This window comes from Erythrobacter sp. S227, assembly GCF_057364925.1.
The window spans coordinates 2427761-2454222 of the sequence record NZ_CP200280.1 but is presented as its reverse complement, the minus strand read 5'-3'; the positions used below and the strand labels follow the sequence as shown (position 1 = coordinate 2454222).

Here is a 26462-nt window from a genome sequence, read left to right as displayed (position 1 = left end):
CGAAAATTCTTTTCCCGTAGTCAGGGTGAAGGACACTGCACTTTCGCGACCCGTCGCGAATCACTGCACCAATCCACCCTAACCGAACGAGTTTTCACCCCGTTCGCCACCCCTAGGTAGAAGCCCTGGGTTCCGCTTTCGTTTTTAGGTATGGTTAACAGTGCAGTAGGAATTGCGGCCAAAAAAGTGCAAACAACTGAAAAACAAGGGTATCGGTGAAGGCTGGTCGCGAATTTTCTTCTTAAAAATCGCCGCCAGTTAGGCGCTGACACAGCAGATCAAGCTGGTCGAGCGAGCCATATTTGATCGTAATAGCCCCGGACCGGGGGTCAGCATCCGCCTTGATCCGGACATTGAGTCCCAAAAATTCCTCAAGATGGCGCTGAACCGCAACGATATCAGCATCTTCACCCGCCGCAGCGATTGTGGGCTTGGAGGCTTTAGTCCCGCTGACCTCTTTGGCGACCTTGCGAACGAGCTTTTCGATCTCGCGCACAGACAAATTGTCATTCACCGCCTGTTTCGCAAGCACCGCCGCATCGTCATGCCCGACCAGCGCCCGGGCGTGACCCATCGAAAGTTTACCCCCCTCAACCAGATCAAGCACCGCTCCCGGAAGACCCAGAAGACGTTGAATATTCGCAACATGACTGCGCGATTTCTCGACCATGCGGGCAATCTCCGCCTGGGTCATACCTTCATCATCGGCCAGGCGCTGATACGCGCGCGCTTCCTCAACGGGGTTCAGGTCCTCGCGCTGGAGGTTTTCAATAAGGGCAAGCGCCATGACCTCGCGCTCGCTAAGTTCGCGAACAATTGCAGGGATCTGGTGCAAACGCGCCTTTTGGGCCGCTCTCCAACGCCGCTCACCAGCAACAAGCTGATAACGGCCCTTCCCATTGGGGCGCACGATAATGGGCTGAATGACCCCGCGCGAGGCGATCGAGGCAGCCAATTCTTCAAGCGCAGCCTCATCAAAGTGCTTACGCGGGTTGCCCGGCAAGGGCTGGATCGAGGCAATCGGCAGGGACTTTAGCGCAGAATCGCCTGAACCGCCTGTATTCTCCGCTGTTTGCGCAGCGTCACCATCGTTCGGCCCACCCCCGGCTTGAACAAGCGGTTCTTCGCGCTTTGTCTCACCCAGGAGAGCGCCAAGCCCCTTGCCAAGCTTCTTCTTGCGATCGGCCGGCGTGCGCTGTGGCACGGAAAAACGGATGGGGTCTGTTGTCTTGCCGCTCATGCTGCAGCCTGCCTTTCAGGAGGAAAACGTCCAATCAATTCGCGCGCAAGCGCAATATAAGCTCGGCTACCCACGCAATTGTGATCATAGACCAGCGCCGGAAGTCCATGGCTTGGCGCTTCGGAGAGACGCACGTTGCGCGGAATAACGGTCTCAAAAACCAGATCGCCAAGACAATCGCGTACATCGTCGGAAACCTGGTCGGTCAAACGATTCCGGCGATCAAACATCGTCAGCGCAACACCAATGATGTTGAGTTTTGGGTTAAAGCCCTGCTGGACACGCTCAACAGTCTGTAAAAGCTGACTTAATCCTTCAAGAGCAAAGAATTCGCATTGGAGCGGCACAAGGATAGAGTCCGCTGCGCAAAGTGCATTTAGCGTCAGCAAACCCAGCGAAGGCGGACAGTCGATAAAGCAGATTTCGTGCTCAGTGTGGCCTGCCAATGCCTTGCGCAGGCGCTCGGTTCGCTCTTCGACGGAAACCAACTCTACCTCAGCGCCGCTCAGGTCGACGGTCGCTGGAACAACGTCCAGGCCGGGAATATTCGTCTCCATCGTCGCCTCTTCGAGCGGGAGACCTTCGACAAGCAGATCATAGCTCGACACGTCCCGTGAAGCGGACTCAACACCGACGCCGGTGGAGGCATTCCCTTGCGGATCGAGGTCGATCAGAAGTGTGCGCCAGCCTGTTGCAGCCATTGCTGTGGCCATATTGACGGCGGTTGTGGTCTTACCCACCCCACCCTTCTGGTTCGCAATGGCAATTGTAAGCACTGGGCTCTCCTATGATTGGCGCTCGCGAGAGCTATTTGCTCACGATGATGCCTGCTTCGGCGTCGGTCAACGAGTGTTTCACGTGAAACATTCTCCGAATTGACGATTTCGCCTTCCCCAATTCGTGCGCCGCTGATCGGCCTTTGGGCAAGAGGTAGCGGGTTTGCTTTGTGGAGAAGGGTGAGGATAAACGCAGGAGCTTTTCAAGGGGAGCAAAGGCGCGTGCCGAAATGACACGCGCGTCAAAGGGCTCAACCCGCTCCAAACGCTCGCCGAGAACGGTGCATTTGCGAAGTCCGAGCTCTGCAACGCAACGCTCGAGAAACTCCGCCCGCCGCCCGCGAGATTCCACAAGCACAACTGTCATCTCAGGGCGCAGGATCGAAATAACAAGCCCGGGCAGCCCTGGACCACTGCCCAGATCAAGCCAGGGTCCTTGGTCGGTACCACCGGTAACGGGATCAATATGCTCAAGGAGCTGCGCGCTATCAGCAATATGACGGACCCAAAGCGACGCTTCGCTAGGCTTGCTTATCAAGTTCTGACGCTGGTTCTCTTCGAGTAACAGCCCTGCATAGCGCTCAAGCCGCTCACCAGCCTTTTCACCGCCAAGGCTCTTCGCATATGCGCGCGCGTCAGCTTCATTACTCAGGATTTGGCGCTCGCTCATGCAGCGCTTTGCCAGCGGCGGGCATGTACAAGCAATGCAGAGAGCGCCGCCGGCGTGATACCAGAGACACGGCCTGCAGCCGCCAGACTTACCGGGGCCGCCTTGGTCAAGCGCTCAACCATTTCATTGGAGAGACCAGGCACCTCTGAATAGGGAAAATTCGCCGGAAGGCCGAGCGTTTCGCTCGCCCGTAGATCGCGCAACTCCGCCTCCTGCCGCGCCAAATAGGGCGCATAGGCCGCATCCTCCGCCATTTCTGCGACAAGATCGGGGTCAACACCGTCCAAACCCTCGAGCCATGGCTCGAGCGTCGAGAGGTCCACACCGCCGTGCCGGAGCCACTCTTCTACAGGCTTCTCGCCGCCGTCCCTTCGCACATTCAAACCCGCGTCTGCCAGTTCGCGCGAATGGATCTTCACGCCAAAGGCCGCGCTGACTGTTTCACGTGAAACATCGCGGGCTTTGAACCACCTCTCCCGCTCTTCACCGACGCAGCCTGCATCGATGCCAAGCTGGGTGAGCCGCGTTGACGCGTTGTTTGCTCGAAGGCGAAGGCGATACTCGGCACGCGATGTGAGCATGCGGTATGGCTCCGAGACGCCTTGGAGTGTCAGATCATCGATCATGACCGCGACGTATGAGTTCGCCCGATCAAGCGTTGGAGCGCTCTTGCCCAGGCTCGCAGCGGCAGCCTCCAGCCCCGCAACCAAACCTTGTGCAGCGGCTTCCTCGTACCCTGTCGTGCCATTGATTTGGCCGGCGCAGTATAGGCCGGGGATGGCGCGCAGCTGCAAATCAGGGGTTAGTGCGCGCGGATCGATGTGATCATACTCCACTGCATAACCCGGAACAGCCATCTCGACCTCACCAAGGCCCGGCATCAATCTCAACATATCATGCTGCACATCGACCGGGAGAGAGGTGCTTATCCCGTTGGGATAAACAAGATGCGTGTCGAGACCCTCGGGCTCAAGGAAAACCTGATGTCCGTCGCGGTCGCCAAACCGGTGGATCTTGTCTTCAATCGAGGGGCAATAGCGCGGCCCTGCTGCACCAATAGCGCCTGAGAACAGCGGCGAGCGGTGCAGGTTTTCACGGATGATATCGTGCGCCGCCTGTGTTGTGCGGGTGATCGCACAGAAGACCTGTCGATTAACACGCGCCTTTGCCATGGCGGACATTGTCCAATTGTCGGCGTCTGAATGCTGCTCATCAAGCTGTGACCAGTCAATCGTGCGTCCGTCAAGCCGAGGCGGTGTTCCAGTTTTCAGTCGCGCCATCGGGAGGTCCGCGCCGCGTAATTGCTCAGCAAGCCGCGCAGCGGCGTTCTCGCCGATACGCCCGCCCTCAAAACGCTCTTCACCGCGAAAGAGAATGCCCCCCAAAAACGTTCCGGTGCACAAGATTACGCGCTCGGCGTGAATGATGGTGCCATCACCAAGCTCAAGCCCCGCAACCTTCCCACCCCTTAAGGAAAGCGCAGCAGCCTCCCCCTCGACGAGCGTAAGGTTTTCCTGCGCGCGCACGATGCGCTGCACTTCTGCTTTGAACAGCTTGCGGTCAGCCTGAACTCGCGGGCCCCAAACAGCGCTGCCCTTTGAGCGGTTGAGCATGCGGTAGTGGATTGCGCCTGCATCGGCAGCACGGCCGATTACTCCATCGAGCGCATCAACCTCGCAGACCAGATGCCCCTTGCCGAGCCCCCCGATAGCGGGATTGCAGCTCATTGTTCCGATTGCGTCGAGATCAAAGCTGATCAGAGCCGTGCGCGCACCCATGCGCGCCGCCGCGCAGGCTGCTTCAACACCGGCGTGCCCGCCACCGACCACAAGAACATCGAAATTGTGCATGGGCTGCCAAATAGTGACTCACCCCCGCCCCGTCAAAGACCTAATGCTTCAAAACTGTTCCACGTGAAACAATTGGCGTCGTCCAAGCACACCCAATCACTTGCCGATACAAAATCGCCCAAAGAGCGCATCGAGCATATCTTCGGTGGAAGTGCGACCAATCAGGCGATCGAATGCGAAGCGAACATTGCGCAAATCCTCACCGATGAGGAGAAAGTCGCCCTGCGCTTTGGCAGACATCAGCGCTTCATGAGCTTCGATCAGCCGTTCGCGTTGCCGCGCGTTTAGCGCCGCATCACCAGGTTTCGGTAGTTTATCGCGGCCAAAAGCAACCAACGCGTTCTTGAGCTGCGCCAACCCCTCGCCCGTTTTCGCCGAAACGCGGTGGCTGGCCGAAGGTTTCGCGACAAAGTCTGCACAATCAGACCGTGCCGCGACCTCCCATGCGCCTTGAGGTCCCTCGCCCTCTGCACCCAGCCACAGAACGCAATCTGCCCGTTCAAACTCGTCATTCGCGCGGCGAATTCCGATCGCTTCTATCTCGTCTGTCCCCTCGGAGCGAAGCCCGGCAGTATCGATGAAGACAAAGGGAACCCCTTTGATCGCGACACTGCGCTCGATCACATCGCGCGTTGTCCCGGCAATGGGAGAGGTAATGGCCGCTTCACTATCCACCAGAGCGTTAAAGAGCGTAGATTTGCCCGAGTTTGGGGGTCCGGCAAGGACAATGCGCAAACCTTCCTTCAGACGCTCGGCCCGCGGCCGTGTGAGCCAATCTTCGATCGAAGCGGCCAATTCATCTATATTCTGAGCAAAAGTGGGTGGCAGCTCGCTCACATCATCCTCGTCGGAGAAATCCAGCGCTGCTTCGATTTGTGCAGAGAGATGCAAGACACGCTCTCGCCAGCCCTCGACCTTATCGGAAATCGCACCGCTAACACTGCGCATGGCTGCTGCGCGTTGCAATTCGGTCTCTGCCTCGAGCAGATCAGCGAGACCCTCTGCCTGAGCCAAGTCTATCCGACCGTTTGCAAAGGCGCGGCGGGTAAACTCGCCCTCTTGTGCCGGACGAAGACCATCCATAGCCCCCAGAGCGTCGCACACTGCCGTGAGGACAGCGCGCCCGCCATGACAGTGAAGCTCGGCCAGATCCTCACCAGTCGCCGTCGCAGGGCCCGGAAACCACAAAACAAGCGCCTCATCGAGTGTTTCACCAGTGTTGTCCCGTAATTTGGCCAATGATGCGCGCCGTGGATCAATATCGCGTCCGGTCAAAGCGCGCAAAGCAACCCCGGCTCTGGACCCACTCACCCGAATGACACCGATGGCTGCCGGTGGAGCACCGCTCGAAATTGCGAAAATGGTGGGCAGGTCGCCGCTCATTTCAATGACACTCGCCCCTGCAATCTGCCCTAAGCCGCATCAAGATCAATCGTCGGCGCCACTTTTGGATTTTCCGCCGCCAACGCCGGCTCCGCGCATGCCGCCTTCGACAAAGCTTTGGAACATCTTGAGGCCCATTTGGCCCATAGGTGCCAGAGCAGAGGCGTATTCCTGTAATTGTGCAGGGTTTTGAACGCCTTTCATCGCTTTTGTGATGCTCTCGACATACATGCTGTTTGCTTCCGTCACATCGGGAAGGCCCAAGAATTCACGCGCCTCCTGGGGTGTGCAATCAAATTCTATGTTCACCTTCATCACACTCTCCCTGTGTTTACGCGCCCTTTTTTGAGAACACATTTGGGTTTGCATCAAACCCTGAGCAATGGCTAGGCTTGATTCGCCTCTGATTATGCCGAGCGAGATTTTGATGTCCCAGACCACTACAACAAGGCCCTCCACCACTAAACCTTCACCCGCAATCGCCGGACTTGCCCATTGGCACGAGGTTCTTGCCGGAGGGAGCAGCATCGAAGGGCTCACGTCCATCCTGCACGAAGATGTGGTTTTTCACTCTCCAGTTGTTCACACTCCGCAAGAGGGGCGCAAGATCACAACCGCCTATCTTTCTGCTGCGGGGAAGACCCTTGGCAATGACAGTTTTCAATACTTGCGCGAGGTCGCTAGCGACCATTCAGCCGTGCTGGAATTCCAGACTGTCATGGACGGAATTCAAGTGAACGGTGTCGACATCATCACCTTTGACGATGAGGGAAAAATCATTGATTTCAAAGTGATGGTCCGCCCGTTGCAAGCGGTCAACAAGGTTTGGGAGATGATGGGGGCCCAGCTTAAGAAGGGTTGACCAGAAAGTAGTCAGCTTTCCCTTGTGGGTGCACGGGTACCATGAATGTGTCCAACACCGCCAAACCAACCGGATAGACAGGTGTTGGGAGGCTGGTGCTAATCGAGCTTGTGATAAGGACGCCCAGTTTGATACCAAGCCACACCAACAAAAACCGGATTAGAGCCCAACGCGGCAATCTTCGCCTTGGTATGTCATCCAGTACTCGGGATTGCTGTATTATTTCAGAGGCAACCACATGATCGTCCTCTGATATCCAGAGCCGATATCCACCAAAAGCTTGCGACCAGTATTCGGTCGAGCCTTGTCGATCTCCACCGATGTGTACGGGAATGCCATAACCCTCGAGCATGGACGCAACAACCAGTGCCTCAGCCCGCGAAACAGCAATAGAAATCGTGACCAGATCAGTCACAAAAAGTCCTAATTCAGCATCGCAAAGTTCAGAACAAGCTTGCGGATGCCAGGCTCAATCGCGCTTGGCAGTTCCTCTTCGAGGCCCTGTTGCCGAACCTCGATGGCTTCGGCAATGGCGATCCGCTTCATCGCCCAATCAGGGCAAACGCGCGTCTCGACCTCGCCTTTATGCAGAACGGAAACACCGGCATGGCGCGGGTCAACCTCAATCGTGGACATCAGCCTGTCAAGAGCGCCCTTCTCCCCCTCCAGGAGTTGGAGAAAGTTGCGACCATTGTAGAGCAGAAGACCTGTAATGCCTTGCTCCACATTGTTGCGCGCACACGTATCAAGGATTGCGTCGATCTCTTCACGAGAAAGGCCCTGCGCAGTGCTGATATATACGTACTGACTAATCAAGCTTCGGCCCCTCCGTTGGCCCTGTCCAAGCCGCGATGCCCTACTGGTTCATCGTATCGAAGAAATCTTCGTTTGTCTTGGAATCCTTCATCTTGTCGAGGAGGAATTCCATCGCATCTACGGTGCCCATCTGCATGAGGATGCGGCGAAGGACCCACATTTTGGAAAGCTTGTCCTTCTCGACCAGCAGTTCTTCCTTGCGCGTACCCGATTTGCCCACATCGAGCGCCGGGAAGATGCGTTTGTCGGAAACCTTGCGATCAAGGACGATTTCCGAGTTACCGGTGCCTTTGAACTCCTCAAAGATAACCTCATCCATCCGGCTACCGGTGTCGATCAAAGCGGTTGCGATGATGGAGAGCGATCCGCCTTCTTCAATGTTACGCGCCGCACCAAAGAAGCGTTTTGGACGTTGCAGAGCGTTCGCATCCACACCGCCGGTGAGAACTTTACCCGAGGAAGGCACAACCGTGTTGTAGGCGCGGCCAAGGCGGGTGATCGAATTGAGCAGGATGACAACATCGTTCTTGTGCTCAACCAGACGTTTAGCCTTTTCGATCACCATTTCAGCGACTTGAACGTGACGCGTTGCAGGTTCGTCAAAGGTTGAGGAGATCACCTCACCCTTCACGCTTCGCTGCATATCCGTGACTTCTTCCGGGCGTTCGTCGACGAGAAGCACTATCAGGAACACTTCCGGGTGATTGTCGGTGATGGCTTTGGCTATGTTCTGCAGCAAAACCGTTTTACCTGTACGCGGAGGCGCAACGATCAAGGCACGCTGGCCTTTACCTTGCGGCGAAACGATATCGATGACGCGGGCCGATTTGTCTTTGACCGTCGGGTCAAGCGTATCGAGGCTCAGTTTCTCGGTCGGATAAAGTGCGGTGAGGTTATCGAAATTGGTCCGCATACGAACCGCATCAGGATCTTCGAAGTTTACGGTGCTAAGGCTGGTCAAAGCAAAATAGCGCTCGCCATCTTTGGGTGCGCGGATTTCGCCTTCGACTGTGTCACCTGTGCGAAGACCCCATTTGCGGATCTGGTTGGGCGAGACATAGATATCATCAGGCCCGGCGAGATAGTTCGCTTCGGGTGAACGCAGGAAGCCAAAGCCATCCTGCAGCACTTCAATCGTGCCGATGCCCATGATCTTCTCTTCATATTCTTCATCCTCGGCAAGCTCGCGCAGGATCGAGAACATGAGGTCCTGACGGCGCATGGTCGATGCGCCTTCGACACCAAGCTCTTCCGCCATGGCGACAAGATCGGCCGGGGTGCGTTCTTTTAAGTCTTTGAGATGCATGAGAAACAATATTCCAAATCAAAAGGACGCATGAATTTCGTGCGCCAGGGGATGACCGGTTGTCAGTACCTCTTTTGAGAAAGAGGCGCCTTTTCGCTTCAAAGAGACGAAAGGCTGGGCTTGGAGAAAGCAGACTGGCCGCCCATGAACTGGGCAAGCCTACCGGATGAGCGAAGAGTGAAATACGACCTGGGAGTGCCCGGGTCAATCCATCAATCGCGTAAGGCCATCAATCGCGCCAGGAAAGCGCAATCTGCTCTGTCAGGCCAGATGAATACGACCAATATAGAGCACGACGATAATCAGAATGAGGAGAATGCCAGGTATTTCACCCGCCAGGCGAAGCGCTTTCTCGCTCAGAGGTCGTTCGCCGCGTGCCATCTTCTTCGTCTTGCCAGTCAACCACCCGTGATAACCTGTCAAAAGCACCACGAGCGAGATCTTGATGTGCAGCCACCCTTGCGTGAACATCTCCATCGCAACGGCCTGTGTGAGGCCAAGGACCCACACAATGATCAGGCTGGGCGTTAGGATGATCTTGCGCAAAAGGCCCATACGGTGCGCCCACAAGGCCTCTTCGGGTGAGCCGGGGGCGGCATCATGCATGTAGATGCACTGGCGCGGCAACATGAAGAGACCCGCCATCCAGAACACCATGAAGATGACATGGCCCACAGTCAGCCATGGATAGATCGTCAAAAGCATCTCTTGCATGACAATCAGCCCCGCACCGCTTTCAGTAGTGCTTCGACATGCTCTATCGGGGTGAATTGGCCGATGCCGTGGCCCAGATTGAACACATGGGGGCGATCCTCGAAAGCTCTGAGAATAGTCTCGATGCGTTTGGGCAACATTTCGCCGCCAGCCTCTACCAGAAGCGGATCAAGATTGCCTTGCACCGGCATGCCTTCGGGAAGGTTTGCATTGGCCCAATTGGGATCAAGCGATTCATCAAGACCAACCGCATCAACGCCCGTTTCGCGGGCATAGGCAGGGAGCTTCTCGTTCGCGCCTTTTGGAAAACCGATCACCGGCGTGTCAGGGTGGCTTTCCTTGATCGCCGCGGTGATTTTTGCATTGGGTGCAATCACCCAGCGTTCAAACTCGTCAGGGGCAAGGGTCCCAGCCCAGCTGTCGAACAGCTGCACCGCTTCGGCGCCAGCGTCGATCTGGCCTCGCAAATAGGTGATCGAAACATCTGCAATGGCATCACAGATCGCCTGAAACCGCTCCGGATGCTGATAGGCCAGAAGCCGCGTCTTGCCCTGATCCTTCGATCCTTCGCCAGCCACCATGTAAGTCGCAACCGTCCACGGAGAGCCCGCAAAACCGAGCATTGTCACTTGGTCGGAAATTTGCGCGCGTGTTTGCCGCACAGTCTCGTAAATCGGATCGAACCGCTCATACTGCGCTGTGAAGCTATCAAGCTGCGTCTCGAGCAAAGTGGGTGAGAGCTTGGGTCCCTCGCCTGCCAGAAACTCCAACCCTTGTCCCATTGCGTGAGGGACAATCAGAATATCGGAAAACAGGATTGCCCCGTCAAAACCAAACCGCCTGATTGGCTGCACGGTAATCTCGGCGGCGGCCTCGCTGTCGTAGACAAGCGCGAGAAAGCCACCTTTTTCGGCGCGAAGTTCGCGATATTCAGGAAGATATCGACCCGCTTGGCGCATGAGCCAGACAGGAGCGGTTTCTTGGCGGTTACCCTTCAGGGTTTCGAGCAATGGACCAGGCATGGCGTTCCTCTAAACAAATAAATTATAATTATAAAAGGTTTGATGGAGTCTGTTGGCCCTGTGGATACCGGGAATTACCGTACTTTCCCCTATACAACCCGAAAGGTCCAGCAGGATTTACACATAGCGAATCCCCACGGGCTCTTGGTCAAGCGGTTTCTATCCCCAGTCTTCCCAGCCTGTGCACATTCGCGAAAATCCGTAGACAAATATCTTCAGGAAAAGCCCCGTATCGGGCACGAAAAACTGTCCCTAGCTTGTCGACGGTTCTCTCCCGTGGTTTATGCAGCATTCTGTCCACAAGCTGATCAGGACCACTCGCGAATCGATCTATGAGCCGCCTCAACCTCCATTTAGTCTCCGATTCCACGGGCGAAACTCTCGAAATGATCGCCAAAGCAGCGCTTGCGCAATTTGATGATCCCGATGTCAGCCGGCATTTCTGGCCGATGGTTCGCTCGCGCCAACATCTGGACCGGATTGTGCCTGATTTGGCGGATAATCCAGGCCTTGTTCTGTTTACCCTCGTAAATCCTGAAACGCGCGCCCGGCTGGAGGAGCATTGCCGGCATCTTGGCCTTCCCGCAGTGCCTGTTCTTGATCAGGTCACCGCCGCGCTTGAATCGCAATTGGGTCAAGAAGCCCACGGCCGGCCCGGTCGTCAGCATTTGATGGATGAAGACTACTTCAAACGCGTGGACGCTATCCAGTTTACCATCGCGCATGACGATGGCGTGGGATGGGAGAACTGGGAAGAGGCCGATATCGTGCTTGCCGGCGTATCGCGCAGCTCTAAAACACCGACCAGCATCTATCTTGCCAACCGCGGGTACAAAACCGCCAACATCCCGCTGGTTGTAGAAAGCCCGCCGCCAAAGGCTCTGTTTGGTCTACGCCACCCACTGGTGGTTGGTCTTACCACCGCGCCCGAACGGCTGGTTCAGATCCGCCGCAACCGCCTCTTGTCGCTGAATGAAGGTACACAAACTTCTTACGTCGACAATGACAAGGTGAAGGACGAGCTGACATTTGCGCGCCGTATGTTTGCCGATAATGGCTGGCCGGTGATTGATGTGACCCGCCGTTCAATCGAGGAAAGTGCAGCCGCAATCATCCGCCTTGTTCAGGAACGCCAGCGCAAAGACCGTCAGGTCGACGGGTTGAGTAAGCCGATATGACCAAACTTATACTCGCATCCAAATCGGCCTCGCGCCGGGCGATGCTTGATGCTGCCGGTGTGTCCTATGAGGCGGTGCCAGCCGATGTTGACGAGCGCGCGATTGAGGAAAGCTTGAATGGCGCTTCTCCAGCCGGGATTGCCGAGGCGTTAAGCGTCGCCAAGGCGGCTGAAGTTGCAAAGAGCTATCCCGAACACATCGTGTTGGGGAGCGATTCCCTTGTTGTGGTGGATGGCGAGCGTTTCGATAAGCCCACATCGCGCGAAAATGCGCGTGAGCACCTCACTTTCTTCTCGGGCAAGACCATCGAATTGCACAGCGCGGCCGCTTTGGTGCGCGGTGGTGGGTGCGAATGGAGCCATCAGGACTGCGCGCGACTAAAAGTACGTGAGTTGTCGGCCGAATTCATCGAGCACTACCTTGATGCAGAATGGCCTGAAATCGGCTACACCGTCGGCTGCTTCCGGATTGAGGCCATGGGGGTTCAACTGTTCGAGAGCATCGAAGGCGACCAGTTTACCGTTCTGGGTATGCCGCTTCTCGCTGCGTTGGGAGCATTGCGCGACCAGGGCGTTCTCGTCGCATGAGTTCTGAGACCCCGCTTGCGCATGTAATCGGCGATCCGATCGCCCATTCCAAATCGCCGCTTATTCACGGGTTCTGGCTCGATAAACTTGGAATTGCGGGGGAATACATACGCGTTCAGGTGACCCCCGATGAGCTCACCGATTATATCGCTGCGTCAAAAACTGACCCGCGTTGGATTGGCAGCAACGTCACCATGCCGCACAAGCAGGCGATCATCCCGCTGCTGGACCGGCTTCATCCTCAAGCCAGAAAACTGGGCGCGGTGAATACCGTGGTTCGGGCCAAGGACGGCGCGCTTGTCGGCTACAATACCGATACAGACGGGTTTCTTGAGCCCTTGCGCCCGGCCCTCGGGCAACAGCATTTGTTTCGAATGGCCCGCATCCTAGGCACAGGCGGGGCAGCGCGGGCCATTATCGCAGGCTTGGCTGATCATGGGTTCACATTGGTCGTTGCCGGACGCAATCCTGAAAAAGCGCGCGCTTTGCTGGATGAACTTGCACCAAGAGGCGAACATCATGCGATTTCCCTCGATCATTTTGCGCAAGTCACCGATTTTGAATTCGATGACCGGGATCAATGCTTTGATATCATCGTCAACGCGTCGCCTTTGGGGATGACGGGCAGTCCCCCCCTTCCCTTTGACTGGAGCCATGCCCCGCCGGGAAGCGTCGTCTATGATATTGTGACCAGCCCCAAGGACACAGCTTTCCTGCAAGCTGCAACCAAGGGCGGGCACGAGACGATAAACGGCTTTGCAATGTTGATCGGACAGGCGGCCTCCGCATTCGAGAAATTCTTCGGCGCGGCGCCCCCTCGCGAATATGATGCTGAACTAATGGAAATTTTGACCAAATGAGTAGCAGCTCTTCTCGACCGAAGATCATCGGTCTCACCGGCTCTATCGGTATGGGCAAATCAACCGTAGCCGCTATGTTTGAGCAGGCTGGCATCCCTGTCTTTGACGCTGATGCCGAGGTGCGGGCAATGCAGGGGCCTGACGGCGAGCTGGTTCCTGCCATCGAAGCGGCCTTTCCCGGGTCAACAGGCCCGGAGGGTGTAAACCGCGATGCCTTGGGCAAGCTGGTGTTTGCCGACAAGGAAAAGCTGGCAGCATTGGAGGCCATTGTTCACCCTGCAGTGGGCCTTAAGCGCGCACAATTTCTCGAAGACCATGCCAAAACGCCGCTGATCCTGTTCGACATTCCGCTTCTTTTTGAAGGCGGTGGTCATGCCATGGTCGATCATGTTGTGGTGGTCTCTGCCCCCGCCGATGTCCAACGCGCGCGGGTCCTTGCAAGGCCCGGCATGACGCCTGAGAAATTTGAGCATGTCTTGGGTCTTCAAACGCCCGATGAAGAGAAGCGTGCCCGCGCCGATCATGTCATCGACACCGGGGTAAGTCTTGAAGAAACCGAAGAGCAGGTGCGCGCGCTCATAAAGGTGCTCACCGCTTGATCCAAAGCCCTCAATCTTAAGCCCTTGCGCTATCCATCTGATGGGCCGATAGTCATGCAAATGCGCGAAGTGATATTCGATACAGAAACAACCGGTCTGGACCCCAAAACCGGGGACCGCATGGTTGAAATTGGGTGTGTCGAGATGATTGACCGGGTTGAGACCGGCAATAGCTACCACGCCTATTACAACCCCGAACGCGATATGCCTGCCGCTGCCGAGGCGGTGCACGGGCTTTCGGCTGATTTCCTCTCTGAAAAGCCGCTGTTTTCGCAAACTGCGGACGAATTGCTCGAATTTTTGGGCGATGCGCCTCTGGTTGCGCACAATGCCAGCTTTGATTTCGGGTTTCTCAACAATGAGCTTGAGCGGATTGGCCGCGAACCGATTTCCATGGACCGCATGGTCGACACGGTCGCTATCGCTCGCAAGAAGCACCCTGGCGCGAAACTATCGCTCGATGCGCTTTGCACACGCTACGGTGTGGATCGCAGCCACCGTGTCAAACACGGCGCGCTGCTTGATGCTGAACTGTTGGCGCAAGTTTATGTCGAGCTCAAAGGCGGTCGCCAGATCGGTCTTGAACTGGCCGCCGAAGCGCCAAGTGTAAGCAGCGAAATGGCCCCTTCACCCGGTCAGGATCGTGGATCTTCCCCAAGGCCTGATCGACCGCGAAGAGAGCCGCGCCCACACACGGCCAGTGCCGAGGAATTGGCGCGCCACGAAGTGTTTGTCGCCGAGATCAAGGAAGCGATCTGGGTGCAATGAATTGAATCAAGCAAAATTGGAGGATGAGCAAAAATGGAAATGCGTATCTCTGGCCATCAGGTCGAAACAGGTGCAGCCCTCCAAGAACATGCGTCAGACAGGCTTGGCGGCATTGTTGAAAAACACTTTGACCGCGCCCTTTCCTCCCATGTGACATTTGGCAAAGGTCCTGGCAGCGCTTTCACCTGCGACATTGTCATGCATGTGATGCAGGGCCTGATCCTAAAGGCACAAGGCCGGGCCCATGACGCGCACCAGGCCCTGGATGATGCGGCTACAAAGATCGAAAAACAGCTGCGCCGGTACAAAAGACGCCTCAAAGACCACCACGAGCAAGCAATGCATGCCAGAGCCGAAGAAGAGGCGGCCTACACCATCTTTGCCGTCGATGACGAGGTCGAAGAAGTTGTTGTCGATGCCCCGCCAATCATTGCCGAAACCAGCGTTGATGTCCCGGAAAGCAGTGTCGCAGATGCGGTGATGATGCTTGATTTGCGCGATACGCCTGCACTATTTTTCAAAAACGCTGGAACTGGACGGCATAATATGGTTTATCGCCGCGCCGACGGGTCGATTGGATGGGTAGAACCCAACTAAAGTCGCCCAAAAAAGGAAAAGGGAAATCCGGAAAAGCGGTTGGGAGCCGCCGGGAAAACCGGATCAATCCAAACCAGACAGATGAGTGAAAGCGCACGCCATAATTGCGGCACTTTTGCTCGTTATTGGCAAATTTCATTGTTCTCTTGGGGGAGGGAGCACGCAGATTTTTGGGATGTACATGGACGTTAATATTGCAGTTCAGCCTGAAGCGATTGCGGTCGCACGTGCTGAATCCAGCCAACAGATTTTGAGCCAGATCTCTGACTTGTTTGCATCGGTTTACGGACTGGATGCGGGCGATGTACTGGATGGTCTGGAACAGCGTGAAGCCTTGGGCAGCACCGGCTTTGGCCGGGGTGTTGCTATCCCCCACTGCCGTCTGGCGACAGTGACCCGCCCGACGCTCGTGGTGCTGAAACTTGAGCAACCGGTGGATTTCAAAGCTGCTGACGCTGTGCCTGTGACGATTGCTTTTGGCCTTGTCTCGCCTGAAAATGCGGGCGCAACCCACCTTCACGCTCTGGCCGCGATCTCGCGTCTGATGCGCGATGAGAATATGATCAATGCATTGACCGAAGCGCCTGATTCTGAAGCGGTTTATGCCTTGCTCACCAATCAGTTTCTAAGCCGCGATGCCGCCTGAAGAAACTGGGGCTGAGCAAACGGCTGCTGGCCAGGAGGGAGCGCAGCAGCATTACCGCGCGCTCGAACGGCTTTATGCGTCTGCGCCAGTAAACTCCAAGTTTCAATCAAACCTGGAAATCCCCGGTGAAGGCATTTCCCGGCTGACCTTTGCGATCACGCAAGATGTCTATCACGCGGCGGGCGCTGCGCATGGGACGATCTATTTCAAGATGCTCGATGATGCCGCCTTTTATGCGGCGAACACGCTGGCGACCGACACTTTCCTTCTCACCACCAGTTTCAACCTGCACTTCACCAAGCCTGTTCGCGAAGGCGAAGTTGTGGCTGAAGGCAAATGGGTTAGCGGCAAGCGCCGCGTTATGGTGGCCGAATCGCGGTTGGTCGATGCCGAAGGCGAAGAAATCGGCCGCGGAACCGGCACATTCATGCGTTCGCGCATCCCTTTGTCCAGCCTGCCCGGATATGTGAGCTAAGGCCCGCTGGATGAGCGAAAGGCTCCCGGCCCACCTTGAAGTTTCCAGCCTGATGCGCCTCGCCGAATTAAACGGCGGCTTTGCCATGGTGTTAGCTAAAGGCGAGCGCGATGCAGGTACTATCCTCATTGTAAGTATGTTTCGCGGGGCCGATGCGCGGCTTTACGAAAGGATGCCGCAATTGGATGGAACCCGGCCTTTCGTGCTCACAAAAACACAAGATATTGAAAATAAATCAGAATTTGACGACTATATTTCGCGAAGGCGGTTTCAGGACCCGGATATTTGGGTTGTGGAGGTGGATATCGATAATCCGGAACGGTTCATCGCGCTTTTGCCCAGGTGAGAGGTCGTTAACTTGACATAGTTTCGTTTGAGACTAATTGCCCCCCAGCTTCCAAACGCGCAGGCCTGATGCAGAGCAATTCAGCTTTGTCGACGGCACGCAGACGGGGGGCAGCCGGCAGGCTTTTGAACCACCTCTCCAAACCCGCGACATAATCGCACTTCAGGTTCCGCCTGCGTCTGGGCTCGCTCACCGCATAAAAAGTAAAGTTCATGAGTCGTAAGACTTATTCATATAGCGCGCTCGCCATTGCTGCGGTCGCCGGATTGAGTTTCTCCAGCGCTGACGGTGCTGAGGCCATCGCGCAAGATACCCTCGCCCAAGAAAGCGATGCGGTAAGCGAAGGCCAGACCTCTGAGGCTGAAACGATCGAGATCGTGCCTCAAACCCCTTCTTCTCAAGAAATCACCTTTGTGACCAATGAAGTGGTCCAACCTGTCGTCGAGCCTGCGGCTCCGGCTGATGTTGAAGCATCTTCTTTGCGCGAGCTTGTCTCGACCATCGACAAAGATGCCGAACTGACCGAACAGCTGCGCTGCCTGGCAGGCGCGGTTTACTTCGAGGCACGCGGTGAGCCACTTGATGGCCAGCTTGCGGTTGCCGAGGTTGTGATCAACCGGGCGCAAGATTCGCGTTGGCCTGCAAGCTATTGCGGTGTCGTTTATCAACGCGCGCAGTTCTCGTTTGTTCGCGGTGGCAGGATGCCGGCGATCAACACGTCGAAAGCGACATGGCGACGCGCCAAAGCTGTCGCAAAGATCGCTCATGAGAATCTCTGGCAATCAGAGGCGAACGAAGCTGTTTACTTTCACGCGAACTATGTTCGCCCCGCATGGAGCCGGAAGAAAACACGTGTCACACAGATTGACACCCACGTTTTCTATCGCTGAACCCGTTTCTATCGCTGAACATTGCATCAGCTGATGGCTTAAGGCCCTGTCCTCTCCCCCCGAGGGCGGGGTCCTTTTGCATCAAGGGTCAATCGCGAAGTATCGCCCATGTTGGAGCGTGGTCACTCGCTTTTTCGCGCCCGCGGTGTTCGCGGTCGACGCCAACCGCATCCAAACGGTCAGCCAGTTCGGGAGAAAGCAGGATGTGATCGATCCGGAAGCCGTGATCGCGTTGCCATGCGCCCGCTTGATAGTCCCAATAGGTCCACACTCCCCCGCGCGGGTTGAGAGTGCGCACGGCATCGGTCCAGCCATCGGCAAGCATCCGGCTGTAGGCTGCGCGCGATTCGGGTTGCATCAAAGCATCGGACGCCATGGCCTTGACCGCATAGACATCATCGTCTTGCGGAATAACGTTGTAGTCACCCAAAACCGCCGCCGGCACTTCTTCTGACCAGATTTGCGCCATGCGTGCCCGCAATTTTTCCATCCAGGCGAGTTTGTAATCGAACTTGGGTCCGGGCTGCGGGTTGCCATTGGGCAGATAGATACAAACGATCCGCACGGTTTCACCGTCTTTGGTGACATCGGCTTCGAGATAGCGGGATTGTTCACCCTCGCCCTCTTTGGGTCCATCAATGCCTAGCCCGCGCTGGACTTCGCTTAAGGAGTAACCCGCCCTGGTATCGACGAGGATAGCGACGCCGTTGAAGGACTTTTGCCCATGCCAAATGAGCGAATATCCCAGCGCCTCAAATTCGTGAGCGGGGAAGTCTTTATCCTGGCTTTTGATTTCCTGAAGGCAGGCGACAGAGGGCCGTGTCTCTTCAAGCCATTCCTTGAGCCGCGGTAGCCGCGCCTTCACGCCATTGATGTTGTAAGTTGCAATCTTCATGAGCGCTTTCATGAAGGATCAACGACGCCCCGTCCATAACTGGCGTCCACAATCGCGTCTGTCGCAAGTGTGATTAAATCCCGAAGCTGGAACCGCAGCCACAACCGGCTGCTGCATTGGGGTTTTCAACGCGGAACGCTGCCCCGCCCAGGGATTCGACAAAATCAACGACGCTACCACCGACCAGATCGAGGCTGACCGGATCGACTACAAGCTTCACGCCGTCGGTTTCGCTGACGCTATCATCGCCATCAGCGCCATCGGCCAAATCAAACTTGTACTGAAAGCCCGAGCACCCACCCCCCTCGACAGAAAGGCGCAGAATTGCAGGCTTCGTCTGTTTCTGAGCAATCAGGGCAACACGTTTTGCCGCTGCAGGGGTGAGGGTGAGTGTTTCTGCCATAGGCTCCATTTAAGTCTCGGGCGGTCAATCCTCAAGGGGAGTGATCGGTTTAGACGGTCTGAATATAGTCACGCAAAGCGGCAGCTTCGTGCTCTACCTCGTCAATCTTGTCCTTCACCAGATCGCCGATAGAGACAAATGCGACGAGAGCTTCGCCTTCGACCACAGGGAAATGGCGGAAACGCCGCTTGGTCATAAGGGCAAGCGCGTCGTCAATCTTTGTCGAAGGCTCGATCGTTACAGCCGGCGATGTCATGATCGCTTCGACAGGTCCGGTAAGGCACGAAGGACCAACACTTGCGAGCCGGTAGATAATGTCGCGCTCCGAGACGATCCCTGCGACCTTGCCTCCGCGCAAAACAGGCAAAGCGCCAATGCGTTTCCCTGCGAGCATTCCGATGACTTCATTAACCGGTGTGGCCACATCGCAAGAGATGATGTCCGTCTGATCGCGCTTATCGATGATCTTTGCAATTGTCATAGGACTCTCCTGTTTGATGCATCAAAATGCCATCAATCCCGCAAAATAGCGAGTCTGATAGGGATTGAACCCTAAGCGGGGCACCCTTCGTATCTAATCCATTGCAAAGTCCCCTCGCTCGCCGCATGGAGCCCCAATGGTCAACAAGTCGCCTCTCGATGATCCGGAAAACGCTGCTCACGCATGGGCGCGCTATCGGCAGATCATGCGTATTTTGATGTCGGTGACGGTGGTGACTGTTCTACTCGCAGTGGGTATTTTATATGCCTACAACGGGGCGATTTCGGTGCACTTTTACATCGCAGTCGCGCTCGGCATCAGCTTTACGATGCTTCTTGGCGGCGGCTTGATGGGTTTGGCGTTTCTTTCAAACGGGACAGGGCACGACGAGTCGGTCGATAACCGCCTGCCTGATCCCGATGAGCTTTGGTCACCAAAAGACGAGGATTAGTCCTCTTGCGGCTCTTCTTCGGGCTGTTTCAGCCAGCGATCAAGCCAGGCAAACACCGTTTCATGCCATTGCAGCGAGTTTGCAGCGCCCAAAACCCAGTGGTTTTCATCCGGGAAGACAAGCAATTGTGACGGGATGCCACGCTCTTGCAAGGCGGTGAAGCTTTGCAGGCCTTGGGTGTAAGGCACGCGGAAGTCCCTTTCGCCCGCAATCACGAGCATTGGCGTTTGCCATTTGTCGACGTGGTTTACCGGGTTCCACTTTTCATAGGTTTCCGGATTCTCTGCATAAGACCCGCCAAAATCCCAGCGCGGGAACCACAGTTCCTCGGTCGAATAATAGAAGCTGCGCATGTCAAACAGGCCATCGTGCTGGACCAGACAGTCGAAACGGTCCGCCCATTGGCCCGCGATCCAGTTGACCATGTATCCGCCATAGCTCGCCCCCATGGCGCATGCGCGCTCACCATCGATTTGGGCGTCGAGCTTGAGCGCAGCGGCCAGACCTTTTTGCAAATCTTCCAATGGTTTGCCGCCCCAATCACCATTGATTGAGTCCATGAATTCCTGCCCGTATCCCGATGATCCGTGGAAATCGACTGAGATCACGGCATAGCCTTGGCTTGCCAAAACACGCGGGTTCCAGCGCGAGGACCATCCATCAAGGAAAGAGCCTTGCGGGCCGCCGTGGATGTAAAGGATTGCCGGGATAGGGCCTTCCTGATCTTCCAAACGGGTGATCTGGCCCCAGACGGTGTCGCCCTCTGCCCCTTCAAAGCTGAAACGGGTTGTTACGGTTGAGGCCATGTCTCCGATGCGAGTGGTCACTACATCGGTCAGCGGCATTGCCTTGGCATTGCCTGTGGCGATGAAAAGCTCTTTTGCAGCGCCGATGGAATCGCGGGTGAAGAGCAGACGGTCGCCCACAATGGGGGTAAGCGCGCCAATATGCGCTTCGTTACCAGCGATAAGGTTGAGTTCTTTTACCGCCCCCGTCTTGGGGTCAATCCGGTAGGCCGGTACATCCAGAACATCGGTCGCTGTTGCAAGGAGTGCGCTTCCGTCTGCGGTCCAGCTTAGACCGCCAAAGGACAAATCGGTGTCCTGGGTAAGGGCGCGGGTCTCTCCGGTTTCAAGATTGCGAAGGTGCACAACCATGCGATCGGATTCGTATCCGGGGCGCGCCATTGCGAGATATGCGAGGTGTTTCCCGTCGGGCGAAGGTGCCGGGCTTGAATCATGCGCTTCATTGGCTTTGGTCAAATCCGTCGGAGCCTTGCCCGACAGGTCAGACCAATAAATGTCGAGATCGGTCGAGGTGGGCTCTTTCGCATCAGCGCTGCGCGCAACGAAGTACAGGCCCGATCCATCTGGTGCCCAGGCGATGTCTTCGCCTCCGCCAAACGGCTTTGTCGGGGTGTTGCCTATGGCTGTGCCACCATCGGCTGCAACGCCGTCGCCGGTGACTCCGCCATCTTCAAGGCCGAACACAAAGACGCGGCTAAGCAGATCGGGTTCAACCCAGTGGTCCCAGTGCCGGTAAAAGCCACCATCGCCTTGATACAGGCGGCCTGAGCCTGTGGATGCCTCTTCAGGAACGCAGCCAAAGCGCGGACAATCGCGGCCGATTTCAGCCCAAAGCGCGATTTTGTCGCCGCTAGGGGCAATTTTGAAGCCTGCGATGTCGGTTCCGGCAATATCGGCGACGGGCACAGGGCCTGTGACATTACCATTGCCTTCAAGTGCCACGCGCCAAAGGCGTGAGCGGGGCTCCGCACCCTCGAAAGTGCTTTGTGAACTCAGGAAGTAGAGGAAATTGTCAGGCCCGAAACTCAAGGAATGGCCCGGCAGACCCAATTCAAATTCAACCGGCGTAGAGCCAGGAATCGCAAGGTCGAGAAGGTAGTGTTTGGGCGCGCGTTCGAGCGTTTCGGGATCTGTATAAGTCACGGAATAAACCGCGTACCTGCCAAACGGCGTCACAGTCGGTGCACCAAGGCGCGGCATAGTGATCAGATCGCGCGCGGTCATGGCCGGCTTGGCCAAGCCCGGGATGGCGTTTTCGTCGCCAGAATGGTCATCAGCTGCAAGCGGTGATGTGAGGAAAAGCGGAGCAGCCCACAAAGGCAGCGATTTGTTGATCAGTCCCATGGGCCGAATGCTAACGCCAACGCCCGAAGGTTTCCAGTGAAACCGGAAGTTTGGCCGTGGTCGTTAGCTGCGCTTGCCAGCGATCCGTGCGATTTCTGCCTGCACAAGCTTCTCGACCATGCCGGGCAGATTCTTGTCGAGCCATTCGGCCAGCATCGGACGCATCAATTCGCGGGCCAAGCCTTCCAAAGAGGTTTCGCCAGAGCGCACGATTTGCGGCCTTGCACCCGGTTCTGCGAGCATTGCGAGGGCTGCGAGGTTTTCCTGCATCGCGCCGCGGGTTTCTTCGCGAATCAGAGGTGCATCTGCATCATCTTCGATTTCGGCCGCGTCGAAGTCGACCACATCCGACAATTCAAGCTCACCAAGATCGAGAACCTCGTCTTCTGAGGCCTCTTCAGCTTCGCCAATGCTCCGGTTTGCGGCCAATTCCTGACCTTCGGCGCGATTGCGGCGCTTGGCATCGGCGGCAGATGCGCGGCTGTCACGCTCCATCACGTTCTTGATCGATTCAAGGATCTCTTCGACCGAAGGTTCGCCGTTCTTGCTCAAGAAAATACCCCATTCTCTACGTTAACCATTACAAATCGCATATTAGCGCGCTCCGTCTGGCTCCAATACCGGCCCTATGAAAGCTTCAGCAGCTTCAATGTCAACGGTTCTCGTCGATTTTGGCTCGGGTTCCGGGTCGCGGTCCCAATCCCACAGCTTGCCGCGCACACGCTCGTAATTGACCTGCGGATCGTAGAGTGGCCCGCCTGTATCAAGGTTCAGATCGCGTGCTTCGGCGCGGCCCATAGCGGCAAGCAGGCTAAACCCTGCGACATAGGCATTGCGGCGGGCGGTCACGAGGTTAGCTCTTGCTTGGAGCAATTCCTGTTCAGCGTTGAGTACGTCGATAATGGTGCGATTACCGATCGAGTTTTCCGCGCGCACCCCTTCCAGACTGACTTCAGCCGCCGCAACCGCTTCTTTCGAGCTTTCGATGACGGCGTTCGAAGCCTGCCAGCTTGCGTATGCGGCTCTTGTTTGCTGGATAACGCTGCGTTCGGTTGCAATCACTTGTTCCAAAGCTGCGTTTTCACGCGCAAAGGCTTGACGTTGCAAGGCAGCGGGGCGCCCACCTTGAAACAGGGGAATGCGTAAAGAGATACCGGCGTTGATCCCGACAAAAGTCTGGTCGCTTTCAATCACACCTGCTCCTGGGTTGGCGGGATCAATGGGGAAATCGGGAATACTTCCAAGCGTATTGGTGTATTCATGACGGCCAAACAGAGACAGTGTCGGAAGTCGGCTGGATCCCGCAACCTCGCTGGCATAGCCCGCCGCATCAGCGCTTTCTTTGGCAGCGATAAGGTCTGGATTGTTCTCCAACGCTGTCACCACAGCCATGCCAACCGTTTCGGGAAGGCCGGGGAGGGGTGGAGGCGCCTCGAGGTTGTCTGGTGCCCGGCCGACCAGTTGAATATAGGTCTCGCGTGCGCTTACCAGATTGGCGTAGGTTGTGCGCAGATCGCCTTGCGCAACGGCAAGACGAGAGCCTGCCTGGGCAACGTCTGTGCGGGTCAGGTCACCGATTTCAAACCGGTCGCTGGTTGATTGAAACGTCACCTCAAGCACTTCGACCTGGTTTGCAGCCAACTGCGTCAGCGCTTGTGTGCGCAGAACATCCATATAGGCGGCGACGGTTTGGCTGAAGATGGTGCTTTCAGTCCCCCGAAGCTCTGCTTGTCCCGCCTGTACGAGCTCCTTGTCACGGCGAATGGAGTTTCGCACCGCGCCACCGTTGTAAATCGGAACGCTAATATCAGTGTTCGAGGTTATGAGACGGTTTGGGTTGAAGAAGTTAGCGCTGTTCTGCCGGATCAACTCATTGAAAGTCGTGTTGTTTGTGACTGACGGCAGGCCATCAGCACGCGAGATCGGCACACCTTCATCGGTTGCGCGCTGGTTTGCCCGCGCCGCTTCGAGCGTTGGATTGGTATTATAGACCGAGACCAGCGCATCGCGCAGTGTGTCTGCTTGAGCAGCACTCGCTCCCACCAACAGGGCCACGGCGCTTGTGCAGGAGGCGACCTTGAGGGCCCGAAGGAAACGAGTGTTTGCTGTCACGAAAAGGTCCATCCTTTGGGTTTGTCAAACGCATGAAGCACCGGAATTCCAAGGTCTTCGACAGGCTCAAGCGAGAGGTGACCGACAATCTTGCGACCTGATGCAAGGCGCGTGACTCCGCGAAGGAGCAGGCCGGACACAATCGTGCCCTCTTCTTCGAGTGCATCAACGAGGCTGTCAGTAAGGTCTTCGATCGCGCCATCGACAAGGATCATCGAATAGGTGCCCTTGAGCGCCGACCCTTCGGCTGCGTCCTTGGCAGAGATCACAGTCACTTCCGAAACAAGCGGGCGCACCAGTTCAGTGAGGTAACCCGTACCACCCTCGACAATCAGAACGCGGTCTGACCGGGCGGGCGCCGCTTCGAGAAGGAGTTTTCCGTAAAACAAAGGCGATGCAAGATGCGCATCAGGCCCGATAGGTATTGAGCGATCAATATAGGCAAGGCTGGCTTTGTCTTCGGGCAGAAACGCCTCGCGCGGGACGGAACTCATCCGGCCAAGCACAAATTCCTCGTTCACGCCGCTGGTGCGAAGCTGGCTATCGATCATCGCCTTGCGGGCGATATGGCTGTCCCCGGTTTGATTACTGGCGGTCTCGGTAAGTGACATGGTTGTATCGCTCATAAGTGTTCTAGGGCACTGTATTATTCATATAACACAGCTCGTCAACTCTATGTAGACGTCGCATGTGAGACTTCCAAGTCAATAGAGCAAACAGCGCTAGCTTCCCTTTGACCTGTCACCGTTTGGCGTCATATGGGGCGCTACGTATTACCGTTATCCCGGTTCGACCGAAGAATGGAGAGTTTCGATGAGTGACATGGATCAATCCGGCGGCGCTAATGGAAAAGATGCCCGCAGCGTGCACAATGATGGTTCCATCTTCGGTGCAACCGGCGAAGTGCGTATTGAGACCGACTCCCTTGGCGAAGTGGCTGTTCCGATCGACGCGCATTGGGGCGCGCAATCACAGCGCAGCTTGTATAATTTTGCCATCGGTACAGAGACAATGCCTGCGCCTTTGGTAAAGGCGCTGGGTATTCAAAAGCAATCGTCGGCGCGCGCCAATATGGAGCTTGGCGTTCTGGCTGACGAGATCGGCAATGCGATTGTGGCTGCGGCCGGCGAAGTGATCGACGGAACGCTTGCCGATCAATTCCCGTTGAGCGTTTGGCAAACGGGGTCGGGCACCCAGTCCAATATGAATGCGAACGAAGTGATCGCGAGCCGCGCCAATGAGATTCTCACTGGCGTTCACGGCGGCAAGGAGCCGGTGCACCCCAATGATCACTGCAATATGGGGCAAAGCTCCAACGACACATTCCCGACCGCCATGCATATTGCAGCCGGGTGTGAGACGATTGAGCAGCTGATCCCAGCGCTTCAGCATCTTCACGGCGCGCTTGATGCCAAAGCGAAAGACTATGCCGATATCGTCAAGATCGGCCGCACCCACTTGCAAGACGCAACGCCGCTGACCCTGGGTCAGGAGTTTTCAGGCTATGCGAAACAGGTCGAATATTCGATCGCCCGCATCGAGAACGCGCTTCCTCGCGTGCTTGAGCTTGCCCAGGGCGGCACGGCTGTTGGGACCGGCATCAATTCCAAGGCAGGCTTTGCTGAAAAGTTTGCCGCCCACGTTGCTGACATCACGGGCCATCCCTTTGTGACCGCGCCCAACAAGTTTGAAGCGCTCGCGGCGCATGACGCTTTGGTTGAAATGGCAGGCGCACTCAATTCTACCGCGGTCAGCCTGATGAAGGTTGCCAATGACATCCGCCTGCTCGGCTCTGGCCCGCGTTCAGGGCTCGGTGAGATTGCTCTTCCAGCCAATGAGCCAGGCTCTTCGATCATGCCGGGCAAGGTGAACCCGACCCAGTGCGAGGCGCTCACCATGGTGTGCGCGCAGGTCATGGGCAATGCGACCACGGTAAGCGTTGCGGGCAGCCACGGGCACCTTGAGCTCAACGTTTTCAAGCCCGTCATGATCTACAATGTTCTGCAATCGATCCGCCTGCTGTCTGATGCCTCGCGCAGCTTTGCCGACAATTGCGTTGTCGGGATTGAGGCCAACACGGCCCGCATCGATCAGCTGATGAATGAAAGCCTGATGCTCGTCACCGCATTGAACCCGCACATCGGTTACGACAATGCGGCCAAGATCGCGAAGAAGGCGCATGCTGACGGGACGACCCTTAAAGAAGCAGCGCTTGAGCTTGGTCTTCTGACCGAAGAGCAGTTTGCGCAGTGGGTGGTCCCTGCCGACATGATCAAGCCGCGCGCCTGATTTCGCTCGTTCAACGCAATAGTCTGTTCGACCAAACGGGTTTTGGCGCCGACGACCGGTTGGCGCTTTTGCTCGCAAAGCGCTATCTCGGCATCT

The 26462-nt window shown here is 56.5% G+C and carries 31 protein-coding genes; 13 read left to right on the top strand and 18 right to left on the bottom strand.

What is annotated here, in order from left to right; all coding sequences use genetic code 11:
* Nucleotides 1–241: 241 nt before the first annotated feature.
* The 6 genes from AC0V6Q_RS11635 to AC0V6Q_RS11610 all read right to left on the bottom strand — a co-directional run bounded on the left by AC0V6Q_RS11635 (nucleotide 242) and on the right by AC0V6Q_RS11610 (nucleotide 6234).
* Nucleotides 242–1240 (bottom strand): ParB/RepB/Spo0J family partition protein, encoded by a 999-nt coding sequence (locus AC0V6Q_RS11635; RefSeq protein WP_486168542.1) that lies wholly within the window; start codon nucleotides 1238–1240, stop codon nucleotides 242–244.
* A complete protein-coding gene (locus AC0V6Q_RS11630; RefSeq protein WP_486168541.1) occupies nucleotides 1237–2016 on the bottom strand; it encodes a ParA family protein in 780 nt (259 codons plus the stop codon). Before AC0V6Q_RS11630 ends, AC0V6Q_RS11635 begins: the two co-directional genes overlap by 4 nt.
* 31 nt (nucleotides 2017–2047) lie before the next feature.
* On the bottom strand, nucleotides 2048–2686 hold the full coding sequence (gene rsmG, locus AC0V6Q_RS11625) for a 16S rRNA (guanine(527)-N(7))-methyltransferase RsmG (protein ID WP_486168540.1): 639 nt from the start codon (nucleotides 2684–2686) through the stop codon (nucleotides 2048–2050).
* Nucleotides 2683–4536, bottom strand: coding sequence for a tRNA uridine-5-carboxymethylaminomethyl(34) synthesis enzyme MnmG (mnmG, locus tag AC0V6Q_RS11620; RefSeq protein ID WP_486168539.1), 1854 nt, complete (start codon nucleotides 4534–4536; stop codon nucleotides 2683–2685). Before mnmG ends, rsmG begins: the two co-directional genes overlap by 4 nt.
* 96 nt (nucleotides 4537–4632) lie before the next feature.
* Nucleotides 4633–5919, bottom strand: a complete 1287-nt coding sequence (gene mnmE / locus AC0V6Q_RS11615; RefSeq protein ID WP_486168538.1) for a tRNA uridine-5-carboxymethylaminomethyl(34) synthesis GTPase MnmE — start codon at nucleotides 5917–5919, stop codon at nucleotides 4633–4635.
* A gap of 45 nt (nucleotides 5920–5964) precedes the next feature.
* Nucleotides 5965–6234 (bottom strand): DUF6489 family protein, encoded by a 270-nt coding sequence (locus AC0V6Q_RS11610; protein ID WP_486168537.1) that lies wholly within the window; start codon nucleotides 6232–6234, stop codon nucleotides 5965–5967.
* Nucleotides 6235–6346: 112 nt separating this feature from the next.
* On the opposite strand from AC0V6Q_RS11610, the gene AC0V6Q_RS11605 reads away from it, so the two are divergent.
* Nucleotides 6347–6781: a nuclear transport factor 2 family protein gene (locus AC0V6Q_RS11605; protein WP_486168536.1), complete on the top strand. Its 435-nt coding sequence runs from the start codon at nucleotides 6347–6349 to the stop codon at nucleotides 6779–6781.
* On the opposite strand, the gene AC0V6Q_RS11600 is transcribed toward AC0V6Q_RS11605, so the two are convergent.
* The 5 genes from AC0V6Q_RS11600 to hemE form a co-directional block, all read right to left on the bottom strand.
* On the bottom strand, nucleotides 6768–7196 hold the full coding sequence (locus tag AC0V6Q_RS11600; RefSeq protein ID WP_486168535.1) for a hypothetical protein: 429 nt from the start codon (nucleotides 7194–7196) through the stop codon (nucleotides 6768–6770). The two genes, AC0V6Q_RS11605 and AC0V6Q_RS11600, sit on opposite strands and share 14 nt — an antisense overlap.
* Nucleotides 7197–7204: 8 nt before the next feature.
* On the bottom strand, nucleotides 7205–7597 hold the full coding sequence (locus AC0V6Q_RS11595; protein ID WP_486168534.1) for a BLUF domain-containing protein: 393 nt from the start codon (nucleotides 7595–7597) through the stop codon (nucleotides 7205–7207).
* 40 nt (nucleotides 7598–7637) lie between these two features.
* A complete protein-coding gene (gene rho / locus AC0V6Q_RS11590) occupies nucleotides 7638–8903 on the bottom strand; it encodes a transcription termination factor Rho (protein ID WP_486168533.1) in 1266 nt (421 codons plus the stop codon).
* A gap of 261 nt (nucleotides 8904–9164) precedes the next feature.
* On the bottom strand, nucleotides 9165–9617 hold the full coding sequence (locus AC0V6Q_RS11585; protein ID WP_486168532.1) for a CopD family protein: 453 nt from the start codon (nucleotides 9615–9617) through the stop codon (nucleotides 9165–9167).
* Nucleotides 9618–9622: 5 nt separating this feature from the next.
* Nucleotides 9623–10639, bottom strand: coding sequence for a uroporphyrinogen decarboxylase (gene hemE, locus AC0V6Q_RS11580; protein ID WP_486168531.1), 1017 nt, complete (start codon nucleotides 10637–10639; stop codon nucleotides 9623–9625).
* Nucleotides 10640–10971: 332 nt separating this feature from the next.
* Between hemE and AC0V6Q_RS11575 the strand changes: the two genes are divergently transcribed.
* The 10 genes from AC0V6Q_RS11575 (at nucleotide 10972) to AC0V6Q_RS11530 (ending at nucleotide 17585) form a co-directional block, all read left to right on the top strand.
* Nucleotides 10972–11817, top strand: coding sequence for a pyruvate, water dikinase regulatory protein (locus tag AC0V6Q_RS11575; protein WP_486168530.1), 846 nt, complete (start codon nucleotides 10972–10974; stop codon nucleotides 11815–11817).
* The gene (locus AC0V6Q_RS11570; RefSeq protein WP_486168529.1) at nucleotides 11814–12404 is read left to right on the top strand and encodes a Maf family protein; all 591 of its coding nucleotides are present in this window, start codon (nucleotides 11814–11816) and stop codon (nucleotides 12402–12404) included. Before AC0V6Q_RS11575 ends, AC0V6Q_RS11570 begins: the two co-directional genes overlap by 4 nt.
* Nucleotides 12401–13264: a shikimate dehydrogenase gene (gene aroE / locus AC0V6Q_RS11565; protein WP_486168528.1), complete on the top strand. Its 864-nt coding sequence runs from the start codon at nucleotides 12401–12403 to the stop codon at nucleotides 13262–13264. The genes AC0V6Q_RS11570 and aroE overlap by 4 nt, the downstream gene beginning before the upstream one ends.
* A complete protein-coding gene (gene coaE, locus AC0V6Q_RS11560; RefSeq protein WP_486168527.1) occupies nucleotides 13261–13863 on the top strand; it encodes a dephospho-CoA kinase in 603 nt (200 codons plus the stop codon). Before aroE ends, coaE begins: the two co-directional genes overlap by 4 nt.
* A gap of 60 nt (nucleotides 13864–13923) precedes the next feature.
* The gene (gene dnaQ, locus AC0V6Q_RS11555; protein WP_486169304.1) at nucleotides 13924–14631 is read left to right on the top strand and encodes a DNA polymerase III subunit epsilon; all 708 of its coding nucleotides are present in this window, start codon (nucleotides 13924–13926) and stop codon (nucleotides 14629–14631) included.
* A 33-nt stretch (nucleotides 14632–14664) separates the two neighbouring features.
* Nucleotides 14665–15228, top strand: a complete 564-nt coding sequence (gene hpf / locus AC0V6Q_RS11550; RefSeq protein ID WP_486168526.1) for a ribosome hibernation-promoting factor, HPF/YfiA family — start codon at nucleotides 14665–14667, stop codon at nucleotides 15226–15228.
* A 181-nt stretch (nucleotides 15229–15409) separates the two neighbouring features.
* Nucleotides 15410–15874, top strand: coding sequence for a PTS sugar transporter subunit IIA (locus AC0V6Q_RS11545; protein ID WP_486168525.1), 465 nt, complete (start codon nucleotides 15410–15412; stop codon nucleotides 15872–15874).
* Nucleotides 15864–16349 (top strand): PaaI family thioesterase, encoded by a 486-nt coding sequence (locus tag AC0V6Q_RS11540; protein ID WP_486168524.1) that lies wholly within the window; start codon nucleotides 15864–15866, stop codon nucleotides 16347–16349. The genes AC0V6Q_RS11545 and AC0V6Q_RS11540 overlap by 11 nt, the downstream gene beginning before the upstream one ends.
* 10 nt (nucleotides 16350–16359) lie before the next feature.
* Entirely contained in the window at nucleotides 16360–16695 is a 336-nt protein-coding gene (locus AC0V6Q_RS11535) for a DUF1491 family protein (protein ID WP_486168523.1), read from the top strand.
* Between the two features lie 212 nt (nucleotides 16696–16907).
* The gene (locus AC0V6Q_RS11530; RefSeq protein ID WP_486168522.1) at nucleotides 16908–17585 is read left to right on the top strand and encodes a cell wall hydrolase; all 678 of its coding nucleotides are present in this window, start codon (nucleotides 16908–16910) and stop codon (nucleotides 17583–17585) included.
* Between the two features lie 88 nt (nucleotides 17586–17673).
* Here AC0V6Q_RS11530 and xth read toward each other — a convergent pair whose 3' ends face one another.
* The 3 genes from xth to AC0V6Q_RS11515 form a co-directional block, all read right to left on the bottom strand.
* A complete protein-coding gene (gene xth / locus AC0V6Q_RS11525) occupies nucleotides 17674–18480 on the bottom strand; it encodes an exodeoxyribonuclease III (protein WP_486168521.1) in 807 nt (268 codons plus the stop codon).
* Nucleotides 18481–18553: 73 nt separating this feature from the next.
* Complete coding sequence (erpA, locus tag AC0V6Q_RS11520) at nucleotides 18554–18883, bottom strand: iron-sulfur cluster insertion protein ErpA (RefSeq protein WP_486168520.1); 330 nt, start codon at nucleotides 18881–18883, stop codon at nucleotides 18554–18556.
* Nucleotides 18884–18932: 49 nt separating this feature from the next.
* A complete protein-coding gene (locus AC0V6Q_RS11515; RefSeq protein ID WP_486168519.1) occupies nucleotides 18933–19364 on the bottom strand; it encodes a CBS domain-containing protein in 432 nt (143 codons plus the stop codon).
* A 136-nt stretch (nucleotides 19365–19500) separates the two neighbouring features.
* On the opposite strand from AC0V6Q_RS11515, the gene AC0V6Q_RS11510 reads away from it, so the two are divergent.
* The gene (locus tag AC0V6Q_RS11510; protein WP_486168518.1) at nucleotides 19501–19815 is read left to right on the top strand and encodes a hypothetical protein; all 315 of its coding nucleotides are present in this window, start codon (nucleotides 19501–19503) and stop codon (nucleotides 19813–19815) included.
* On the opposite strand, the gene AC0V6Q_RS11505 is transcribed toward AC0V6Q_RS11510, so the two are convergent.
* The 4 genes from AC0V6Q_RS11505 to AC0V6Q_RS11490 form a co-directional block, all read right to left on the bottom strand.
* Complete coding sequence (locus AC0V6Q_RS11505; RefSeq protein WP_486168517.1) at nucleotides 19812–21965, bottom strand: dipeptidyl-peptidase 5; 2154 nt, start codon at nucleotides 21963–21965, stop codon at nucleotides 19812–19814. The two genes, AC0V6Q_RS11510 and AC0V6Q_RS11505, sit on opposite strands and share 4 nt — an antisense overlap.
* A 63-nt stretch (nucleotides 21966–22028) precedes the next feature.
* Nucleotides 22029–22517, bottom strand: a complete 489-nt coding sequence (locus AC0V6Q_RS11500; RefSeq protein WP_486168516.1) for a DUF2497 domain-containing protein — start codon at nucleotides 22515–22517, stop codon at nucleotides 22029–22031.
* Nucleotides 22518–22559: 42 nt separating this feature from the next.
* Nucleotides 22560–24089 (bottom strand): TolC family outer membrane protein, encoded by a 1530-nt coding sequence (locus AC0V6Q_RS11495; RefSeq protein ID WP_486168515.1) that lies wholly within the window; start codon nucleotides 24087–24089, stop codon nucleotides 22560–22562.
* Nucleotides 24074–24703, bottom strand: coding sequence for a protein-L-isoaspartate O-methyltransferase family protein (locus AC0V6Q_RS11490; RefSeq protein ID WP_486168514.1), 630 nt, complete (start codon nucleotides 24701–24703; stop codon nucleotides 24074–24076). The genes AC0V6Q_RS11495 and AC0V6Q_RS11490 overlap by 16 nt, the downstream gene beginning before the upstream one ends.
* Before the next feature lie 187 nt (nucleotides 24704–24890).
* Between AC0V6Q_RS11490 and fumC the strand changes: the two genes are divergently transcribed.
* Nucleotides 24891–26366: a class II fumarate hydratase gene (fumC, locus tag AC0V6Q_RS11485; protein ID WP_486168513.1), complete on the top strand. Its 1476-nt coding sequence runs from the start codon at nucleotides 24891–24893 to the stop codon at nucleotides 26364–26366.
* Nucleotides 26367–26462: the final 96 nt, after the last annotated feature.

What these genes read in the sequence shown, in the direction of transcription:
- hpf (WP_486168526.1), top strand. Translation starts at nt 14,665, where the DNA reads ATGGAAATGCGTATCTCTGGCCATCAGGTCGAAACAGGTGCAGCCCTC.
- AC0V6Q_RS11510 (WP_486168518.1), top strand. Translation starts at nt 19,501, where the DNA reads ATGGTCAACAAGTCGCCTCTCGATGATCCGGAAAACGCTGCTCACGCA.
- AC0V6Q_RS11635 (WP_486168542.1), bottom strand. Translation starts at nt 1,240, where the DNA reads ATGAGCGGCAAGACAACAGACCCCATCCGTTTTTCCGTGCCACAGCGC.
- AC0V6Q_RS11605 (WP_486168536.1), top strand. Translation starts at nt 6,347, where the DNA reads ATGTCCCAGACCACTACAACAAGGCCCTCCACCACTAAACCTTCACCC.
- mnmE (WP_486168538.1), bottom strand. Translation starts at nt 5,919, where the DNA reads ATGAGCGGCGACCTGCCCACCATTTTCGCAATTTCGAGCGGTGCTCCA.
- AC0V6Q_RS11545 (WP_486168525.1), top strand. Translation starts at nt 15,410, where the DNA reads ATGGACGTTAATATTGCAGTTCAGCCTGAAGCGATTGCGGTCGCACGT.
- fumC (WP_486168513.1), top strand. Translation starts at nt 24,891, where the DNA reads ATGAGTGACATGGATCAATCCGGCGGCGCTAATGGAAAAGATGCCCGC.
- erpA (WP_486168520.1), bottom strand. Translation starts at nt 18,883, where the DNA reads ATGGCAGAAACACTCACCCTCACCCCTGCAGCGGCAAAACGTGTTGCC.
- xth (WP_486168521.1), bottom strand. Translation starts at nt 18,480, where the DNA reads ATGAAGATTGCAACTTACAACATCAATGGCGTGAAGGCGCGGCTACCG.
- rho (WP_486168533.1), bottom strand. Translation starts at nt 8,903, where the DNA reads ATGCATCTCAAAGACTTAAAAGAACGCACCCCGGCCGATCTTGTCGCC.
- hemE (WP_486168531.1), bottom strand. Translation starts at nt 10,639, where the DNA reads ATGCCTGGTCCATTGCTCGAAACCCTGAAGGGTAACCGCCAAGAAACC.
- AC0V6Q_RS11575 (WP_486168530.1), top strand. Translation starts at nt 10,972, where the DNA reads ATGAGCCGCCTCAACCTCCATTTAGTCTCCGATTCCACGGGCGAAACT.
- AC0V6Q_RS11540 (WP_486168524.1), top strand. Translation starts at nt 15,864, where the DNA reads ATGCCGCCTGAAGAAACTGGGGCTGAGCAAACGGCTGCTGGCCAGGAG.
- AC0V6Q_RS11610 (WP_486168537.1), bottom strand. Translation starts at nt 6,234, where the DNA reads ATGAAGGTGAACATAGAATTTGATTGCACACCCCAGGAGGCGCGTGAA.
- AC0V6Q_RS11495 (WP_486168515.1), bottom strand. Translation starts at nt 24,089, where the DNA reads ATGGACCTTTTCGTGACAGCAAACACTCGTTTCCTTCGGGCCCTCAAG.
- dnaQ (WP_486169304.1), top strand. Translation starts at nt 13,924, where the DNA reads ATGCGCGAAGTGATATTCGATACAGAAACAACCGGTCTGGACCCCAAA.
- AC0V6Q_RS11530 (WP_486168522.1), top strand. Translation starts at nt 16,908, where the DNA reads ATGAGTCGTAAGACTTATTCATATAGCGCGCTCGCCATTGCTGCGGTC.
- AC0V6Q_RS11585 (WP_486168532.1), bottom strand. Translation starts at nt 9,617, where the DNA reads ATGCAAGAGATGCTTTTGACGATCTATCCATGGCTGACTGTGGGCCAT.
- AC0V6Q_RS11535 (WP_486168523.1), top strand. Translation starts at nt 16,360, where the DNA reads ATGAGCGAAAGGCTCCCGGCCCACCTTGAAGTTTCCAGCCTGATGCGC.
- mnmG (WP_486168539.1), bottom strand. Translation starts at nt 4,536, where the DNA reads ATGCACAATTTCGATGTTCTTGTGGTCGGTGGCGGGCACGCCGGTGTT.
- rsmG (WP_486168540.1), bottom strand. Translation starts at nt 2,686, where the DNA reads ATGAGCGAGCGCCAAATCCTGAGTAATGAAGCTGACGCGCGCGCATAT.
- aroE (WP_486168528.1), top strand. Translation starts at nt 12,401, where the DNA reads ATGAGTTCTGAGACCCCGCTTGCGCATGTAATCGGCGATCCGATCGCC.
- AC0V6Q_RS11490 (WP_486168514.1), bottom strand. Translation starts at nt 24,703, where the DNA reads ATGAGCGATACAACCATGTCACTTACCGAGACCGCCAGTAATCAAACC.
- coaE (WP_486168527.1), top strand. Translation starts at nt 13,261, where the DNA reads ATGAGTAGCAGCTCTTCTCGACCGAAGATCATCGGTCTCACCGGCTCT.
- AC0V6Q_RS11570 (WP_486168529.1), top strand. Translation starts at nt 11,814, where the DNA reads ATGACCAAACTTATACTCGCATCCAAATCGGCCTCGCGCCGGGCGATG.
- AC0V6Q_RS11515 (WP_486168519.1), bottom strand. Translation starts at nt 19,364, where the DNA reads ATGACAATTGCAAAGATCATCGATAAGCGCGATCAGACGGACATCATC.
- AC0V6Q_RS11505 (WP_486168517.1), bottom strand. Translation starts at nt 21,965, where the DNA reads ATGGGACTGATCAACAAATCGCTGCCTTTGTGGGCTGCTCCGCTTTTC.